Genomic DNA, 16,763 nt, shown 5'->3' with positions numbered 1-16,763 from the left:
AACTCTTAATTTTTAACTGATTCTTCTCTCGCTTCGGCCAGTTTCCACCACGGCAGGTAGGGGTAGGCGTGGTGTTCGTAGTGGTAGCCGAAAAAATAGCAGCTCAGAAAGGCCCAGAGGTGGTTCGGGCGCTGGCTGCGGGCGTTGTGCGGCGGATTGTGGTGTTCGCCCCGGTGGGGTAGGTACGTGCCAAAATAAAAGAGTTGAAAGGTGCTCAGAATGGCCGGAATTTCCCAAAAAACAATCAGGTTCCACATCGGAAACCAAAGCTTCAGAATGTTGTAGGTGACGGCCATCAGCAGAACCTGCCGGATGGAAATGTATTGCTTCAGGAAACTGAAATACCAGGCAAAAAAATTCGGGTTGCCTTCGTGGTAGTCGGGGTCGTCGTGCGTGGCGGCGTGTTTGTGGTGCTGGTGGTGCTTGCCCGAAAGCGTTTTGTAATCGTTGAAGGCAAAAAGCATGGCAGCCAGCCAGCCGATGGCGTGGTTCAGCTTTTTGTTGTTCGGCGCGACAACCCCGTGGATGGCATCGTGCGCCGTGATGAACACGCCCGTGTACAGATGCATTTGCAGCAGCACGAAGACGTACAGCAGCGGATCTTTCGGATCGACCGGGTAGTGGAGCAGATACGCCAGCAGACCGGCCCAGGCGGACAAAATGGCGGCGGCAATCCAGAGGCCCCGGTTGCCAATACGGACGGGTTTGATGCGGGCGGCAGGTATCATGGAAGCGTGTTACTTTTCCGTGAAACGTCGGGTTTGCGGGTTTTGTTCGTTAGCTTTGTTTCTTGATTGCGTAGGAGGGGTTGTTTCTCGCAGATTTCCGCTGATTTCTCACGCCGATAGTCGCAGAAAATCTGTGTAAATCTGCGGTTAAAATCTGCGAGAAACTCCTTCCCAAAATAAACCAGTATGAAGCGTTCCACATTACTCATCTCCCTGCTTTTTCTGACGGGCGCGGCGTTTGCCCAGCCCAAAAAAACGACCCTCGAACGGCCCAAGCTCGTGGTCGGTATCGTGGTTGACCAGATGCGGTACGATTATCTGTATCGCTTTTACGACAAATACAGCGAAGGCGGCTTCAAGCGACTCATGCGCGAGGGGTTCAATGCCCGCAACAACCATTATCACTACGCCGCCACCTATACCGGCCCCGGCCACGCCCATATTTACAACGGTTCGGCCCCGGCGCTGAGCGGCATTGTCGGCAATGACTGGTACGACCGGAAGGCCAACCGACTGGTCTACTGTACGGAAGACACTACGGTGCAAACGGTGGGTAATACCGGTTCGGCCGGGAAAATGTCGCCGCGCAACATGCGGGTTTCCAACCTCGGCGACCAGCTCAAAATCGCCACCCAGGGCCGTTCGAAAGTCATCGGCATTGCCCTGAAGGATCGCGGGGCCATCCTGCCCGCCGGGCATGCGGCCAACGCCGCCTACTGGTTCGATTCGAAGGACGGCAACTGGATTTCGAGTACCTTTTACATGAACGACCTGCCGGCCTGGGTCAAGGCGCTGAACGCCCGCCGTCTGCCCGACCAGTACAACGCCCAGCAGTGGACGCCGCTGCTGCCGCTGAACCAGTACGCCGAAAGTACCGCCGACGATGTAGCGTTTGAAGGAACGCTTCAGGGCGAACCCAAAGCTGTGTTTCCGCACACCTTCGCGGCCGCGATGGGGCTGAAGTACGAAGAACTGCGCACGAGTCCGTTCGGCGACCAGCTGACCAAAGAAATGGCTCTGGCGGCTCTGAAAGGCGAAAATCTGGGCAAAAACGCCCAGACGGACATGCTTTGCGTGAGCTTTTCCTCGACGGATTACATCGGGCACCGCTTCGGGTCGGAATCCGTCGAAGTGGAAGACGAATACCTGCGCCTCGACCGGGTGATGGCCGAACTTCTGAATGCCTTCGACGCGCAGGTTGGGAAGGGGAATTACCTGGTCTTTCTCTCCGCCGACCACGGGGCCGCTCACACACCGGGTTACCTGCAAAGCCTGCACATTCCGGCCGGAACCCGGGAGTACAACGAAGTGTCGGATGCTGTCAAACGGGCTATGGAGGTTTCTTTTGGCGCGGGCGACTGGCTGAAACGCTACCAGAACCAGCAGCTTTATCTGAACACCGACCTGCTGGTGCAGAAGAAAGTGTCGATGGAAATGGCCTTCGCCGCCATCCGGGCGGAACTGCTGAAAACGCCGGGCATAGTGAACGTGTACAACCTGCATAATGTCGCGGCGATGGCCATGCCCGAAAACGTTCGCTATCAGCTCAATAACGTCTTCGACCCGAACCGCTGCGGGGATTTCTACATCCTGTTCAATCCCAATTACATCGAAGGGTTCCGGAAAGGCGGCACCACCCACGGCACCACCTACAACTACGACACCCACGTGCCGTTCCTGCTTTACGGCTGGGGTGTAAAGCCGGGCGAAACCACACGCCGCACCTACATTCACGACATTGCGCCTACCGTAACCGCCCTGCTTCACCTGATCGAACCGAATGGCAACATCGGTAATCCGGTGCAGGAGGCTCTGCGGTAGCAGATAGGGCCATTCAATCATATTGGGGAGCTTGACATGCTTAATATGATGGAGTGAGCGAACACTTGAAGCACTGGGCTGTTGATAGAACAGATTGCCCGTCAGTCTGGCGGGCCGGTTCACTCAACACCAATGCATCATGAAAAAGGTAATCATTGCCGGATTTTGCGCAATTCTGGCGTTAACGACTCAGGTAAGCTACGCTCAGGCCGTTCAGAAAGCCAAGGAGCAGAATAAGGAGCAAAAGGCTGCTAAAAAGGTCGAGAAGGCCCATGAGAAAATGGCGGATGCCCGCGAAATGCGGGGAGGGGAGGCCAAGCGCAAGATGGAAAAAGCCGACAAGAAAGAAGAAAAGGCGCTGAAAAAGGAAATGAAAAGCGATGTGAAAGCGGTGAAGGCTACCGCCAAGCGGACCACCAAAATTGCGGATAAGCAGGTCAGCAATTAATAGAAAATTACCCGCGTTTGCCAAAAAGCCACCTGTCCAGACAGGCGGCTTTTTGCTTTATTTGTAGTTATGTCAACCTTCCAAGCTGTGCGTTACCCGGACCGATGGCTCCGCCTTGTGGGTATTCCGCTGCTGGCCATCCTGAGTCGGCATATTGGTGATCCGACACCGCTGTACGACCTTTTGCGGAAACAGGACTATTACTTTGACCTGCTCGCCGGACTCGTCGTGACTACCCTCGTCTGGGAGGTCAACCGGCGCCTGATCCGGTATTTCGACCGGCGGTACTCCTGGGTTCAGGACACGTTCCGGCGTTTTATCATCCAGAGTCTGGTCAACCTGGGCCTCAGCGCCATCATTCTGACCATGACCATCGTGCTCTATAACAATGTGTTGATGCAGCGCGGACCGACCTACAACATTCACTTTCTGTTTGTCATCGACCTGCCGCTGGGCCTCATTTTTGTCGTGGGCATCAACGCAGTCTACGCCATTTTCAATATCGTTCAGACGTACGAAGAACAGCTGCGGGACTTTCGCCGCCAGCTGGCCGAAGCCCGGAACCGCCCGCCGCAAACCGAGGCCGGGAAGACGGTGAAGAAGAATCTGGTGGTCAGCAAGGGCAGTGCGATGGTGCCGCTCCCGACGGACGAAATCGCCTACATCTACAAAGTCAACGATTAAAACTTCGTCAAAACGTTTGAAAATCAGGAATATATGGTCGAGCACACGCTGGACCAGCTGAGCCAGATGCTCTCAGAAGCCGAGTTTTACCGCATCAACCGGCAGATGATCGCCAACATTGAAGCCATCCGGCAGGTGCAGCAGAAAGAACAGGGCGGCTTTGTCCTCCGGCTCACGCCCCAGTTTGCGGACGAGGTGACGGTGAGCAAGAAAAAAGCCGCCGAGTTCAAGGCGTGGATTGACCGGTAGCACCACCGTCGCCCGTCGCCGTCGGGCCACCCATAACGTCGTTATTCTTTCAGCAGTCTTTCCAAAACCCGCTTGTCGGTGGGGACGCCCCGGTTGATGAAGGTGATAACGGTCGTTTGTTTCTCCGGAAAATAAAGCCAGTTGATGTCCAGCCCGACCACCCCCCCGTTATGCCCCAGGCTATTGCCGACGTCGAAGCGCCAGGTCATCAGGCCCAGGCCATATTCACAATCGCCGTTGGGGCAGGTGGGCAGGCGGGTCGACTGGCGCATTTCGGCGAACGACTGCTCCGTCAGAAGCGTACCGCCGAAGAGGGCCTCCGAGAACCGCAGTAAGTCCGACACGGTCGTGATCAGGCCGCCCGCCGCGCCGCCATCGTCATAGGCTTTCTCCCAGTCGTTCACGTCCATCAATTTGCCGTCGCCGTACAGGTCGTAGTACGAGCGGACAACCCGCGGATCGTCCCGCTTTTCGAGGTACGAGTTGGTCATGCCGACCGGCGCAAAGATCATTTCCTGAAAAAGGGTCTTCAGCGGCTTCCGGGCGGCTTTTTCGGCAATCATGCCGAGCAGCAGAAACCCCGTATTGCTGTAGAAATAGCGCGTTCCCGGCTCAAAATCAAGCGGTTTTCCGTAGACGAAGCGATTCAGGACCGTTTCAGGCTGCGTCATGTCGACGTCCTCGGGTCGGTTGGCGAGAGCGAGCTGGAACGGAATATTGTCGTCGCCCAGATTGCGGACGCCGCTCGTGTGGGTGAGCAACTGCCGCAGCGTGATGGTCTCGGCCTGTGGAATGCGGTTCTTCGTCTGGGGCAGCCAGTCCGCCAGTTTGTCGTCGAGCCGGAGTTTGCCCTGTTCCTTTAGTTTCAGAATAACCGTGGCCGTCAATGTTTTGGTGACGCTGCCCACCCGTATCCGCTCGGTGCCGCGCATGGGGGTCGCGTGTTCCAGGTTCGCCTGGCCCGAAGCGCCTATCCAGACCCCGTGTTCCGGCGTTTTGACGAGCAGAATCCCGCCGGGTGCCCCATGCGACCGGCGGAAGTTATCCAGTTCGCGCTGGTAAAAAGCGTGTCTGGGATGGTGGGAATAGTCGGGCAGTTCCGGAGCAGGGGTCTGCGGGGCGGCCAGCTCGGACTGGCATCCCGCCAGGGCCGTGCCGAGGGCAACGGCGAGAAAAGTGACAATCGTTTTCATGGGTTCAATTTGTTGTTTACAGAAAAATTAACGGGAAAAATTTAGCCGGGCGCCCAGGTGCAGGGCTTTGTGCGGCAAAAGGGGAACGTCCTGCTGAATGGGCATAAGGCCAAAAATTTCGTAGCGGGCAAACAGGGAGGTCCGGTTGAAACGGTAGCCCGCCCCCAGCCCCAGCGTCGGCATGAATTTATGGCGGACAGGCGAGGTCTTGGTGAACTCCCCCGGCCCCACAGGCGCGTAGACCGGCGGGATGGAGCGAAGGTGCAGATAGCCGCCGCCCACGGTCGCATCGGCAAAGACGTGTCCAATAAACCTGCGATACCCGAATTCGCTGCTGACGAAAAAGGCATTGTGCAGAGACTTTTGCCGGTACAGGCCCACATTGACCGTCTGGAAGACCTGCTTCCCCGGCCGGTTGGTGTAATAAAGCTCCGTCCCCAGGCGAACGCCCAGATTCGGATTCCGGAAAAATCCGCGGAAGTCGGGCAGGCTGACCGAGTGGGAGAAAACCGAAACGTGAACAGGCAAAGCCGGTCGCCGGGGCGACAAGGAGGAGGCGTCCTGAGCCTGAGTCAAACGGGGAAGGGTCCCGAGAGCGAGGCTCACCAGTACCAGAAGCGAGTTTTTCATTTTATTTGTATTTGTTGTTGGTTGGGGCAAAATTGGCCCGGAAAGCCGTCATTTGCTGGTCGGAGAGGGGCGAAGGAGCCGGAAGTCCGCCCGAAGTTCCCGGAAACGGGTGCGAAAGAAACGGATGCGGCGGGGAGAATGAACGGCGGCGACCGGGTTTTCGGCCCGTCCCTTGATGCTTAACTTGCCTTCTCACTTTTTCATCTCAGGAATGATTTACCCTGACAAATGGCCCCGGCTGATCGGCATTCCTGTCTGGGCGTTCTTCTTCCGGTTCATCGGCGAAGTGAGCCCGCTGGGCGATCTGCTGAAAAATCCCCGCTTCTACCAGGACGTTCTGGTGGTGATGGGCGTTACGGGACTCATCTGGGAAATGAACCGCTTCCTCATCCGGAAACTCGACGAACGGTATTCGTGGGAAGCCCAGACCCTGCCGCGGCTGTTTATTCAGGCCGGTGCCGCGCTGGGCGGAACGGCGCTGGTCATTATGGTTTTCAGTCTGGTATACAATGATTTTATCGTGGAACGCCCGCCGGAGGCAACCCTGAGCATTCTCATTGCCAACGACCTTCCCGTAGGACTGCTGTTTGTGCTGTTGCTGCACATGGGCTACACGATGTACTGGCTCATCGCGCATCACCGGCAGACGGTGGCGGTGTTGCGGCAGCGCATCGCCGAACTGGAAACGTTGGGAACTGCGCAGCCGGCAACCGAAGAGGCGCGCCCCCTGATGCCGCGGACGCTGCTGGTCAATCAGGGAAAAGGCTTCGTGCCCGTGGCGACAGAACGGGTAGCCTACATTTTTGTCACGAACGAAATGAGCATTGTCAAGACCACCGACAATCAGTCGTACACGGTGGATGCCACGCTCGAACAGCTCACCGAACGGCTTCCGGCGTCGGACTTTTTCCGGCTGAACCGGCAGTTTATCGCCAGCCGCACCGCGATTCAGAAAGTAGAACATGACGGGTCGGGGCGCCTGCTGCTGCGCCTGCAACCCGCGCCGTCGGAAGAGGTGGCCGTCAGCCGCCGCCGGGTGGCCGAATTCCGGCAATGGCTGGGCGTTTCCTGACAACCGCTCAGGTTTCGTAAGCCGCCGCTCACCGGGTTTCGCCCGCCGGTGGGCGGTCGCCGTTTTCCCGCGCTTTGTTGAAGGGTTTACTTTTGCCCCGTAAATCAATTCAACAACAGGTACTTATGAAAACGTTATTCTTCGCGCTGGGGCTGTCCGGAAGTCTGGGTGTCTCGCTGGCGCAGGACCCTCCCGCCGCCCGGCCACGGACCGGACTGCCGCTCACGGTCACGGTTTTCGCCGAATCCATCACCCTGCCGACCCTTCGGAAACTGCAGAAAGGCGGCATCGGCATCAAAGTAGGGACGGAATTTTACTACCGCAACCGCCCCGGAGCACAAACCTTCCAAACGCTGAACCTGGGCCTGTACCGGCATCCGGGCGTGCAGAGCGGACTATTCGTCGCCTCCGAATTTGGCTTTCGGAAGTTTGTCGGTCCGGTGTTTGCCGACGCAACGATTGGCGGTGGGGCCCTTCTGCTGCGGTCCGTCTCTCCCGCCTATGTTCGTCAGGAAGACACGTCCGAATTCCGGAAAGCATCGCCCTATCAGTTCAAATTCATGCCGAGCGTGGGCGTAGGAATGGGGGTGCGGTTCGCCGGCGGGTCCACCGTTTTTGCCCGCTACGAACTGTTTGGCGAAATGCCCTTCAGCCAGATTGTTCTGCCCCACCAGGCGCTGCACATCGGCACCCGGTTACTGATCGACAAATAAATTCCAAACAACAACTACCATGAACAAAAACTGGCTTATGGGTTTCGGGCTGGCCTTCGTGCTGGCCGCCTGCGAACAGGCAATCATTCCGCAGCCCGATTCGGGTCCGGCGGAGGACTTTTCGGGTCATCCCAAACACGGGGTTTACCAGAAAGCGGTCGAGGCGTATGTGAAATCGAACCGGATTCCGGGCGCCGTTGTGCTGCTGAAGAAAGAAGGCGAGCCGGTCTGGATCGGCGCGGCGGGGTACGCCAATCTGGAGCACCAGACACCGGCCCGGATCAACACGCCGTTCCGGGTGGGCAGCATTACCAAAACGTTCGTGGCGACGGCCGCCATGCAGCTCGTCGATGAAGGCAGACTGCAACTGGACCGGACCCTGCCGGAGCTGCTGCCCGAGGTAAAGGACCGGATTCCACAGGCGGAAAAAATAACGCTCCGCCACCTGCTGACCCACACCAGCGGCCTTGTTGACCCGAACAACGACGACATCCAGTACCAGCTCGATCTGGTCAACAACCCGGCCCGCCGTCGTGCCATGAGTGCCGACGAGGTGCTGAGCCGCTACGTCTACGACCGCCCGCTGGCTTTCGAACCGGGCGAACGGTACGGTTACAGCAATCCAGGCTATCTGCTGATCGGCAAAATTCTCGAACGGGTGACGGGTAAATCGCTCGCGGCCCTGGTGGACGAGCGCGTGGTCCGGCCGCTGGGGCTGACCCAGACTTACCTCGACCGGCGCGACGACCGCCAGGTGGCCCGCGGGTACGCTTATTTTTACGGCAACAACCGCTTGATGGACGTCACCGACCTCGACCGGGCCGACGCCGAGAGCAACGCTTATGGCGGCCTGATTTCCAGCGCCCCGGACCTGTTTCGGTTCAGCGAGGCCCTGTTCGGTGGAAAGCTGATGAGCGCTTCGGCTCTACGGGAAATGATGACGCCGTTTCCGGTCCGAAAGGGCGAATCCACGTACGGGCTGGCGCTTGACCAGTGGCCTTCCTCCGTTCTGGGAACCGGTTTTGGCAACAACGGAACGCTGGCGGGTGCCGAATCGAACGTTTTCTATTTCCCGGCCAAAAAGGCCACGTTCGTGCTGCTGACCAATTACGGAACCGGCACGCGGAAGGATTTTCTGGAAGAGGTGCTGAATTAGACGGATTTTCTATTCAACAGAAGCGAAAAATGGATGATTCACCCTTTCCCGGAGAGGCGGCGAAGGAGCACGAACGGGCGGATTATCCATTTTGCTTTTATTTCCGGTTGCCCTTAAGATGGAGCGGGCAGAAGGAGCCGAACATTTTCAGAACGAGTTCGTTTGAAACAGTATCAACCAATCCTGTAACAAACTGACATTATGGAATTTCCTGATTTCTCAGACCCGGGTCTGCTAATCAGCCTTCTGACGCTTACTTTCCTAGAAATTGTCCTCGGAGTCGATAATATCATTTTCATTTCCATTGTCGTAGACAAGCTGGACCCGGCTCAGCAGAAACGAGCCCGTAACGTGGGTCTGTTGCTGGCAATGCTCTTCCGGATTGCGCTCCTGTTTGGAATTACCTGGATTCTGGGCCTGACCAGACCCGTGTTCAACATTCCTTACATAGGCGAAAACCGCGGGCCGCTGCCCATCAGCTGGAAGGATTTGATTCTGATGCTTGGCGGGCTGTTTCTGGTGGGAAAAAGCACCCTGGAGATTCACCACAAGCTGGAAGGGGCTCAGCAGGCACCCGGTGCGGCGCCCAAGTATTCCAGTTTTGGAGCGATTATCCTGCAAATTGTGATGATCGACGCCGTTTTCTCCATCGACAGTATCCTGACCGCCGTGGGGCTGGTCGAAAACGTCTGGATCATGATCATTGCGGTGGTTATTTCCATCTCGATCATGATGCTGTTCTCGGGAACCATCGGCCGCTTCATCAGCAAGAACCCGACGCTGCAGATTCTGGCGCTTTCGTTCCTGATTGCCATCGGCATTATGCTTATCGCAGAAGGCTTCCACCAAGAAATCAGCAAGACCTATCTGTATTCCGCTATGGCCTTCTCTCTGCTGGTCGAACTCATCAACATGCGACTACGTAAAAACCAGCAGATGGTCGAACTCAACAGCGGCCGCCTGCCAGAGCAGAAATCGGCAAAAGTTTAAAAAGGGTTTAGGGTTTATAGTTTAGGGTTTATAGTTGCTTCGCTACACCGTGACGTTGTGTAAAGCGAAGCAACTATAAACCCTAAACTATAAACCCTAAACTCCCTTCAGCAACTGCCTTGAAATGACCAGTTTCTGGATTTCGCTGGTGCCTTCGCCGATGGTGCAGAGCTTGGCGTCGCGGTAGTATTTTTCGACGGGGAAATCCTTAGTGTAGCCGTAGCCGCCAAAAATCTGGACCGCCTCGTCGCCAGCTTTGACGGCCACTTCGGAAGCGTACAGTTTGGCCATTGCCGAAGCCGTCGTGACGGGCTGCCCGGCATCTTTCAGGTCGGCGGCATGGTAGGTCAGCAGGCGGGCGGCTTCAATCTGGGTGGCCAGATCGGCCAGTTTGAACTGAATCGCCTGGAACCGGGCGATGGCCTGGCCAAACTGCTGCCGTTCCTGCGCGTAGCGGAGCGCATGGTCAAAAGCACCCGTCGCAATGCCGAGGCTCAGGGCCGCAATCGAAATCCGGCCGCCGTCCAGAATTTTGAGGGACTGCACAAAGCCGTCGCCGACCTCGCCAAGTCGCTGGCTGTCCGAAATCCGGCAGTCCTGAAAAATCATCTCGGCCGTTTCGGAGGCCCGCATGCCCAGCTTATCTTCTTTCTTTCCGGCCGAAAAGCCCGGTGTGACCCGCTCCACGACAAAAGCCGTGGCGTTCCGGGACGTATTGGGCTCACCCGTTCGGGCGATGACGACCGCTACGTTGCCGCTTTTCCCGTGCGTGATGAAGTTCTTGGCTCCGTTCAGAACCCACTGATCGCCTTCCCGTACGGCGACGGTGCGCATATTGCCCGCATCCGAACCGGTATTGGGTTCGGTCAGCCCCCAGGCCCCGATCCATTCGCCCGTGGCGAGTTTAGGCAGGTACGCCTGTTTCTGTTCCTCGTTGCCAAAAAGCAGAATATGATTGGTGCAGAGGGAGTTATGGGCCGCCATCGACAGGCCGATCGACCCGTCTACTTTCGACAGTTCGACGATGGCCGCCACGTATTCCCGGTACCCAAGTCCAGCCCCACCGTATTGAGCCGGTACGAGAACGCCCATCAGGCCCAGTTCGCCCAGCTGACGCATAATTTCGACCGGAAAATACTGAGATTCGTCCCAGGACCGTACATTCGGCAGAATGTGGCGGAGGGCAAAGTCCCGTACAGTTTGGGCAATTAATTCTTGGTTTTCTACAACTTCTGAAAGCATCTTCTTGAGGGTGTGAAATGAAACGGATGAAGTGTCTGATTCATAATTTACAATATAACCCGCTTAGCAGGCAATCGTTTGTTAGGCAACGGTATTAAGAATACAGAACGCCTGACCGGATTAGATAAAGATATGTTTTTATTTATAAAGAGTATGAAAATTGGCGGAATATAACCCAGGGTTAGGCGGAATGGGCAGCGGTTCGCTCAATGCCGGAACAGTTTTTGATTCGTATTGACCGGAAACTGGAACCGGTGACTCACAAAAGGAGGTAGGCTTTAGACATTTAGGCAAATTCGTCTAATTTTGTGGCACGTGGATAGATATTCAAAAAATACAATCCAGTTTTCGCTAGAAAAAACTAATCACTTTAGGCTAACTCTATGAAATTAGCAGTTGTAGGAACCGGATATGTTGGACTGGTTACGGGAACTTGTTTCGCTGAAACGGGTAATCAGGTGACATGTATTGACATTGATGAACGCAAAGTCGAAAAACTGAATAACGGAATCATCCCTATTTACGAACCCGGTCTGGATGTTCTTTTTAACCGGAACACCGCCGAGGGTCGCCTCAAATTCACGACAAATCTGGCCGAAGGAATCGAAGGCGCGGAAGTAATCTTCCTGGCCCTGCCGACGCCTCCGGGTGAGGATGGCTCCGCCGACCTGAAATACATTCTCAAAGTGGCCGACGACCTCGGTCCGCTGATGAAGCAATACACGGTTATTGTGGATAAAAGCACGGTTCCCGTGGGTACGGCCGAGAAGGTCGCCGCCCACATCGCCGTTAACACTTCCATCGACTTCGACGTGGTGTCGAACCCCGAGTTTCTGCGCGAAGGCGTAGCCGTGGAGGATTTCATGAAACCCGACCGCGTGGTGATCGGGACGAAGTCCGAAAAGGCCAAGGCCGTCATGACTAAAATGTACGCCCCGCTGGTGCGCCAGGGGAACCCAATCATTTTCATGGATGAGCGCTCGGCTGAAATGACCAAGTACGCCGCCAACGCCTTCCTGGCGACCAAGATTACGTTCATGAACGAGATTGCCAACCTTTGTGAAAAGGTCGGCGCGAACGTGGACGACATCCGCCGGGGCATCGGGACCGACAGCCGGATCGGCAAACGCTTCCTGTTCGCCGGGATTGGGTACGGCGGAAGCTGCTTCCCGAAAGACGTGCAGGCGCTGGCCAAAACCGCCCAGGACTACGCGTACGATTTCCGGATTCTGAAGTCGGTAATGTCGGTCAACAACGACCAGAAGACGAAGCTGCTGCCGATGATCAAAGATTATTTCGGAGGTAGCCTGCAGGGCAAAACCATCGCCGTGTGGGGGCTGGCCTTCAAGCCGTACACCGACGACATCCGCGAAGCGCCGGCGCTGGAGAACATCCGCGAACTGCTGGCCGAAGGCGCCAAGGTTACGGCATACGACCCCGAGGCAATGGACAACGTGAAGAACGTGCTCGGCAACAAAATTACTTACGCCCACACGTCCTACGCCGCCCTCGACGACGCCGACGCGCTGGTGATCATGACCGAGTGGCCGCTGTTCCGCACGCCGGATTTCAACAAAATGAATATGCTGCTCAAAAATAAAGTCATCTTTGACGGACGGAACCTCTACGAACTGGACCAGATCCGCGAGATGGGGTACACGTATTACAGCATCGGCCGCGACGTGGTCCGCGCTGAAGTCGAGCAGAATGCTTAATCAGGTTTAATATTTAAGGTTTAACGTTTAACGGGTGAGCCTGGCCGGGGAGATACCGGCACGATAAAGCTTTCAGCCTTAAGCGTTAAACCTTACCCCTTAATCATTCCCACATATTAATTTTACTGCATGAAACGCGTTTTAATCACGGGTGGAGCCGGGTTCCTGGGTTCACACCTGTGCGACCGGTTTATCAAGGAAGGATTTCATGTTATCGCGATGGACAACCTGATCACGGGTGACGTTCGCAACATCGAGCACCTTTTTAAACTGCCCAACTTCGAGTTTTACCACCACGACGTCTCCAAATTCATCCACGTACCGGGCGAACTCGATTACATTCTGCACTTTGCCTCTCCGGCCAGCCCGATCGATTACCTGAAAATTCCGATTCAGACGCTGAAAGTAGGCTCGCTGGGCATTCACAACTGCCTGGGTCTGGCGCGGGTCAAAAACGCCCGGGTCCTGATCGCCTCGACCTCGGAAGTATACGGCGACCCAGCCGTGCACCCGCAGAACGAGGATTACTGGGGCAACGTAAACCCGGTAGGTCCGCGCGGCGTGTACGACGAAGCCAAGCGTTTTCAGGAAGCCATGACGATGGCGTACCACACGTTCCACGGTCTGGAAACCCGCATTGTCCGGATTTTCAACACCTACGGACCGCGGATGCGCCTCAACGACGGCCGGGTACTGCCCGCCTTTATCGGCCAGGCCCTGCGCGGCGAAGACCTGACGGTGTTCGGCGACGGCAGCCAGACGCGCTCGTTCTGCTACGTGGACGACCTCGTGGAAGGCATCTACCGCCTCCTGATGAGCGACTACGCTTACCCCGTCAACATCGGTAACCCCGCCGAAATCACCATCAAGGAGTTCGGGGAGGAAATCATTAAGCTGACGGGTACGTCGCAGAAGATGATCTACAAGCCGCTGCCGACCGACGATCCGAAGCAGCGTCGTCCGGACATCACCCGCGCTCAGGAAATTCTGGGCTGGGAGCCGAAAGTGTCGCGGGAAGAAGGGCTGCGCATCACCTACGACTATTTTAAAAGTCTGCCGGAAGAAGAACTTTACAAGGCGGCTTACCATCGGGAATTCGTTAAAAATTAACGCGTTACCGCTTGTTTAAGCGAAAGGAATAAGTAACTTTGCGGTGTTGGTGCCCTGAGCATCACACCTTTAGCTGTCTGTCTGGAAACCTGCGTTGTCCCCCGTGTCGTCGCAGGTTTTTTCGTTGGTATCATTCTTGTTAGTATGTTTAAGTGAGCATCTGTCCTGCCACAACTACTGAAAGAATGAACCGACTGATCCCGATCCACCTCCCTCCGGGGTGGGTCCATACCCTGTGTTTTGCCTTCCTTTTTTCTCCGCTCTGCTCGTTCGGTCAGCAGGGGGAACTCCTTCCTAACGTCCTGGATAGCAACGCCGTCGGCTACGGCATCCTTCGTCAGACGAACGCCGGAAGTTCGGTTTACCAACTGAAAGCCGCCCGCCTGCGCGGCGTCCTGCGTGGTAATTTCCTGACGGCCCTTCAGGGCAATGTCCCGGGTCTGTTGCTTACAGCCAATTCCGGTGCCCCGGGCGACGGGGTCAGCCTGACGATGGGCGGGGCCGGTCGTTTTGGGGACACCAATCCGTTGGTTGTGGTCGATGGGCTGGTGCTGGGCCAGACCAGTAACCTCAACTGGCTGGCCTGGCGGGATGTGGAATCGGTGGCGGTGCTGCGCGACGCCCCGGCGGCGGCTTACGGCATGCGGGCAGCCAACGGCGTGATTCTGATTTCGACCAGAAAAGGACAGCCGGGCGGGCTGCGCGTCTCGGCCGAAACCTATACCGGCGTGCAATCGGTCCGGAAACTTCCCGCTCAGCTTTCGACGGCCCAGTACATTGACTACATCAACGAAAGCCGGGTCCGGGGCGGGTTTATCCCCTCGGGGCGGCTGGCAAACCGGGCTTCGCTCGACACTCTGCTGCGCGTCCAGACCAACTGGCTGGATGAACTAATGCAAGTGGCTCCGGTCCATAACTCGTCGGTATCGGTTTCGGGGGCCTCCGACGCGGCCTCGTACTTTGTTTCAACCGATTATTACCGGCAAAAAGGCATTCTGGCCGGTACGGACCTGTCCCGGTTTTCGATGCGGGCCAATCTGGGCTATGCGGTCACCAACACCGTCCGGGTCGGGACGCATCTGGCCTGGAACCGGGTGGCCCGGCAACTGAACGAACGGGCGGGAACCGGAACGCCCATTGAACAGGCGCTGAAAAGTGCGCCCTACCTGCCGGTGCAGAACCCCCGGAATCCGGGCGGCTTCAACGGGCCGGACTTCGGAGATGCCGGTAACGATGCGGTCAACGCCGTAGGGCTGGCCAGTCTGGTGAACGACCAGCGGACTGCGGCGGGCCTGGTCGGTGATGTATTCGGGGAATGGAATCCGCTGGAAAACCTGACCTACCGCTTTACCTTCGGCTTCGACCGCCGGAAGTTTTCCGCCGACCGTACCGTTCCCGTCTACCGGATGGGCGCTTTTGACAGCAACCCCCGGGCGACGGCTGCCGCGAGTAACATGACCTGGCGCAACCGGATGCTCGAACACCAGTTGATCTTCCGGGAGACCTTCGGTGATCATGCGCTTATGGCCCTGCTGGCCGGCTCGACCCAGTTGTACAGGGCCGACAAGGCAGCGGCCGTAGCGGGAGGCGTACCCGACCGGATCGAGGCGACGACTTCGGCCGCCACTTCCGCCGGTGAGTACCGCATCCACAGCCTGCTGACGCGGGTCGAGTATACCTTTCTGGAAAAATACGGCCTGATTGCCTCGCTGCGGCGGGATGGCTCGTCCCGCTTTGCTTCCGGGCACCGGATGGGCTGGTTCCCGGCCGTTTCGGGCTTTTACCGGCTTTCGGCGGAGCCGTTTTTCGAGCAGATTCCTTACCTGAGCGAACTGCGGCTTCAGGCGGGCGTAGGGCAGACGGGCAACGACCATCTGGGCGACTTCCGGTATACGACCCGCATGCTGCCCGGATTCAATTATCCGTTTGGGGCGGGCAGTTCCTACCTGGGCGAAGGTTCGGTGCCGGGAGCCTTGTCCAATCCGCGGGTGCGCTGGGAAACGACCACCCTGCAAAATCTGGGTGCGGAACTGGCGGCGTTTGAGAACAAAATCCGGATCGGGCTGGATTACCGGACAAAACACACCCGAGATATTTTGGTGGAAGAGCCAATTCCGGCCGCCACCGGAACGGCCGCCCCCCTGACGAACGCCGGGGAGGTGAAGAACCGGAGCGTGGACCTGACGTTTGGCGTGCAGGAGTCGATGGATGACTTTTCTGTCAACCTGAACGCTTTTCTGTCCTGGCAGCGTAACGAGGTAGTTTCCATTGGCCAGCGGACTTCCCCCATCTGGTCCGCGTCCGTCCAGAACGAGTACGTGGGAATCACCACGCCCGGCCAGCCGATCGGCAGCTATTTTGGCTTGCAGAAAATCGGCATCTATCAGACAAAAGCGGAGATTGGCAATTCGGCTGCTTTCGACGGAACAGAGCCGGGGGATGTCCGGTTTGCGGATAGCAACGGCGACAAAAAGCTGACGCTGGAAGGTGACCGGACCCTGATCGGCCAGTCGCTGCCCACGTTTCATTATGGGTTTTCGCTGAATGCCTCCGGGCAGGGTTTTGACCTGTCGATACAGGGACAGGGCGTATCCGGCCACCAGCTGTACAACGCGATGGCTTACTGGCTGAACGGCTATCAGGGCCGCTACAATGCCGGGACGCAGGTGCTCGACCGCTGGACTCCCGAACGCCCATCCCTGACGCAGCCCCGCGCCACCGCCGGAAACACCCACAATTTCCGGGCCTCCGACTGGTTCGTGGAAAACGGCAGTTACCTCCGGCTGCGGCATGTGGAGGTCGGCTACACGCTGCCGGAAACGCTGACCTCGGGCTACGGACTGCGCAGCGTGCGTCTGTTCGTGAGCGCCCAGAACCTGATTACCGTCACCCGCTACAGCGGCCTCGACCCCGAATTTTCTGCCGGAAACACCCTGCTCAACGGCATCGACGCGGGCGTAACGCCCCAGCCGAGAACAATCGTCGGGGGTCTTCAGGTCAATTTCTAAGCCA

General features: G+C 57.2%; 14 protein-coding genes and 1 pseudogene. 11 read left to right on the top strand and 4 right to left on the bottom strand.

All coding sequences use genetic code 11. The features are described from left to right. Positions 1-5: 5 nt before the first annotated feature. The gene (locus ORG26_RS04095; protein ID WP_266367255.1) at positions 6-728 is read right to left on the bottom strand and encodes a fatty acid desaturase; all 723 of its coding nucleotides are present in this window, start codon (positions 726-728) and stop codon (positions 6-8) included. A 186-nt stretch (positions 729-914) separates the two neighbouring features. Here ORG26_RS04095 and pafA point away from each other — a divergent pair, with 186 nt between their 5' ends. The 4 genes and pseudogenes from pafA to ORG26_RS04075 all read left to right on the top strand — a co-directional run. Next, positions 915-2,549 (top strand): alkaline phosphatase PafA, encoded by a 1,635-nt coding sequence (gene pafA, locus ORG26_RS04090; RefSeq protein WP_266367254.1) that lies wholly within the window; start codon positions 915-917, stop codon positions 2,547-2,549. Between the two features lie 139 nt (positions 2,550-2,688). Then, complete coding sequence (locus tag ORG26_RS04085) at positions 2,689-2,997, top strand: hypothetical protein (RefSeq protein ID WP_266367253.1); 309 nt, start codon at positions 2,689-2,691, stop codon at positions 2,995-2,997. Between the two features lie 69 nt (positions 2,998-3,066). After that, positions 3,067-3,681 carry a hypothetical protein gene (locus tag ORG26_RS04080; RefSeq protein WP_266367252.1) on the top strand — a complete coding sequence of 205 codons (615 nt, stop codon included), beginning with the start codon at positions 3,067-3,069 and terminating at the stop codon, positions 3,679-3,681. A 30-nt stretch (positions 3,682-3,711) separates the two neighbouring features. Next, a pseudogene (locus ORG26_RS04075) lies at positions 3,712-3,930 on the top strand (LytTR family DNA-binding domain-containing protein); the annotation flags it as partial. 41 nt (positions 3,931-3,971) lie between these two features. Here ORG26_RS04075 and ORG26_RS04070 read toward each other — a convergent pair. Both ORG26_RS04070 and ORG26_RS04065 read right to left on the bottom strand, forming a co-directional pair. Then, entirely contained in the window at positions 3,972-5,123 is a 1,152-nt protein-coding gene (locus ORG26_RS04070; protein ID WP_266367250.1) for a serine hydrolase domain-containing protein, read from the bottom strand. Between the two features lie 27 nt (positions 5,124-5,150). Continuing rightward, positions 5,151-5,753 (bottom strand): hypothetical protein, encoded by a 603-nt coding sequence (locus ORG26_RS04065; RefSeq protein WP_266367249.1) that lies wholly within the window; start codon positions 5,751-5,753, stop codon positions 5,151-5,153. Between the two features lie 211 nt (positions 5,754-5,964). Between ORG26_RS04065 and ORG26_RS04060 the strand changes: the two genes are divergently transcribed. From ORG26_RS04060 to ORG26_RS04045, 4 genes are all read left to right on the top strand, one after another. Further along, positions 5,965-6,825, top strand: a complete 861-nt coding sequence (locus ORG26_RS04060; protein ID WP_266367248.1) for a LytR/AlgR family response regulator transcription factor — start codon at positions 5,965-5,967, stop codon at positions 6,823-6,825. Between the two features lie 125 nt (positions 6,826-6,950). Next, entirely contained in the window at positions 6,951-7,538 is a 588-nt protein-coding gene (locus ORG26_RS04055) for a hypothetical protein (protein ID WP_266367247.1), read from the top strand. Positions 7,539-7,557: 19 nt separating this feature from the next. Beyond that, a complete protein-coding gene (locus tag ORG26_RS04050) occupies positions 7,558-8,694 on the top strand; it encodes a serine hydrolase domain-containing protein (RefSeq protein WP_266367246.1) in 1,137 nt (378 codons plus the stop codon). Positions 8,695-8,895: 201 nt separating this feature from the next. Next, on the top strand, positions 8,896-9,684 hold the full coding sequence (locus ORG26_RS04045) for a TerC family protein (protein WP_266367245.1): 789 nt from the start codon (positions 8,896-8,898) through the stop codon (positions 9,682-9,684). 96 nt (positions 9,685-9,780) lie between these two features. Here the strand turns inward: ORG26_RS04045 and ORG26_RS04040 are convergent, their stop codons facing one another. Continuing rightward, complete coding sequence (locus ORG26_RS04040) at positions 9,781-10,926, bottom strand: acyl-CoA dehydrogenase family protein (protein ID WP_266367244.1); 1,146 nt, start codon at positions 10,924-10,926, stop codon at positions 9,781-9,783. 383 nt (positions 10,927-11,309) lie between these two features. On the opposite strand from ORG26_RS04040, the gene ORG26_RS04035 reads away from it, so the two are divergent. The 3 genes from ORG26_RS04035 (at position 11,310) to ORG26_RS04025 (ending at position 16,759) form a co-directional block, all read left to right on the top strand. Further along, entirely contained in the window at positions 11,310-12,641 is a 1,332-nt protein-coding gene (locus tag ORG26_RS04035) for a UDP-glucose dehydrogenase family protein (protein WP_266367243.1), read from the top strand. A 129-nt stretch (positions 12,642-12,770) separates the two neighbouring features. Next, on the top strand, positions 12,771-13,751 hold the full coding sequence (locus ORG26_RS04030; protein ID WP_266367242.1) for a UDP-glucuronic acid decarboxylase family protein: 981 nt from the start codon (positions 12,771-12,773) through the stop codon (positions 13,749-13,751). 185 nt (positions 13,752-13,936) lie between these two features. Beyond that, the gene (locus ORG26_RS04025) at positions 13,937-16,759 is read left to right on the top strand and encodes a SusC/RagA family TonB-linked outer membrane protein (protein WP_266367241.1); all 2,823 of its coding nucleotides are present in this window, start codon (positions 13,937-13,939) and stop codon (positions 16,757-16,759) included. The last annotated feature ends 4 nt before the right edge of the window (positions 16,760-16,763 follow it).

Origin of the sequence: Tellurirhabdus rosea (assembly GCF_026278345.1) — a bacterium.
Lineage (GTDB): Bacteria > Bacteroidota > Bacteroidia > Cytophagales > Spirosomataceae > Tellurirhabdus > Tellurirhabdus rosea.
The sequence above is the reverse complement of the archived record's forward strand: the minus strand, read 5'-3'. Positions and strand labels throughout refer to the sequence as shown.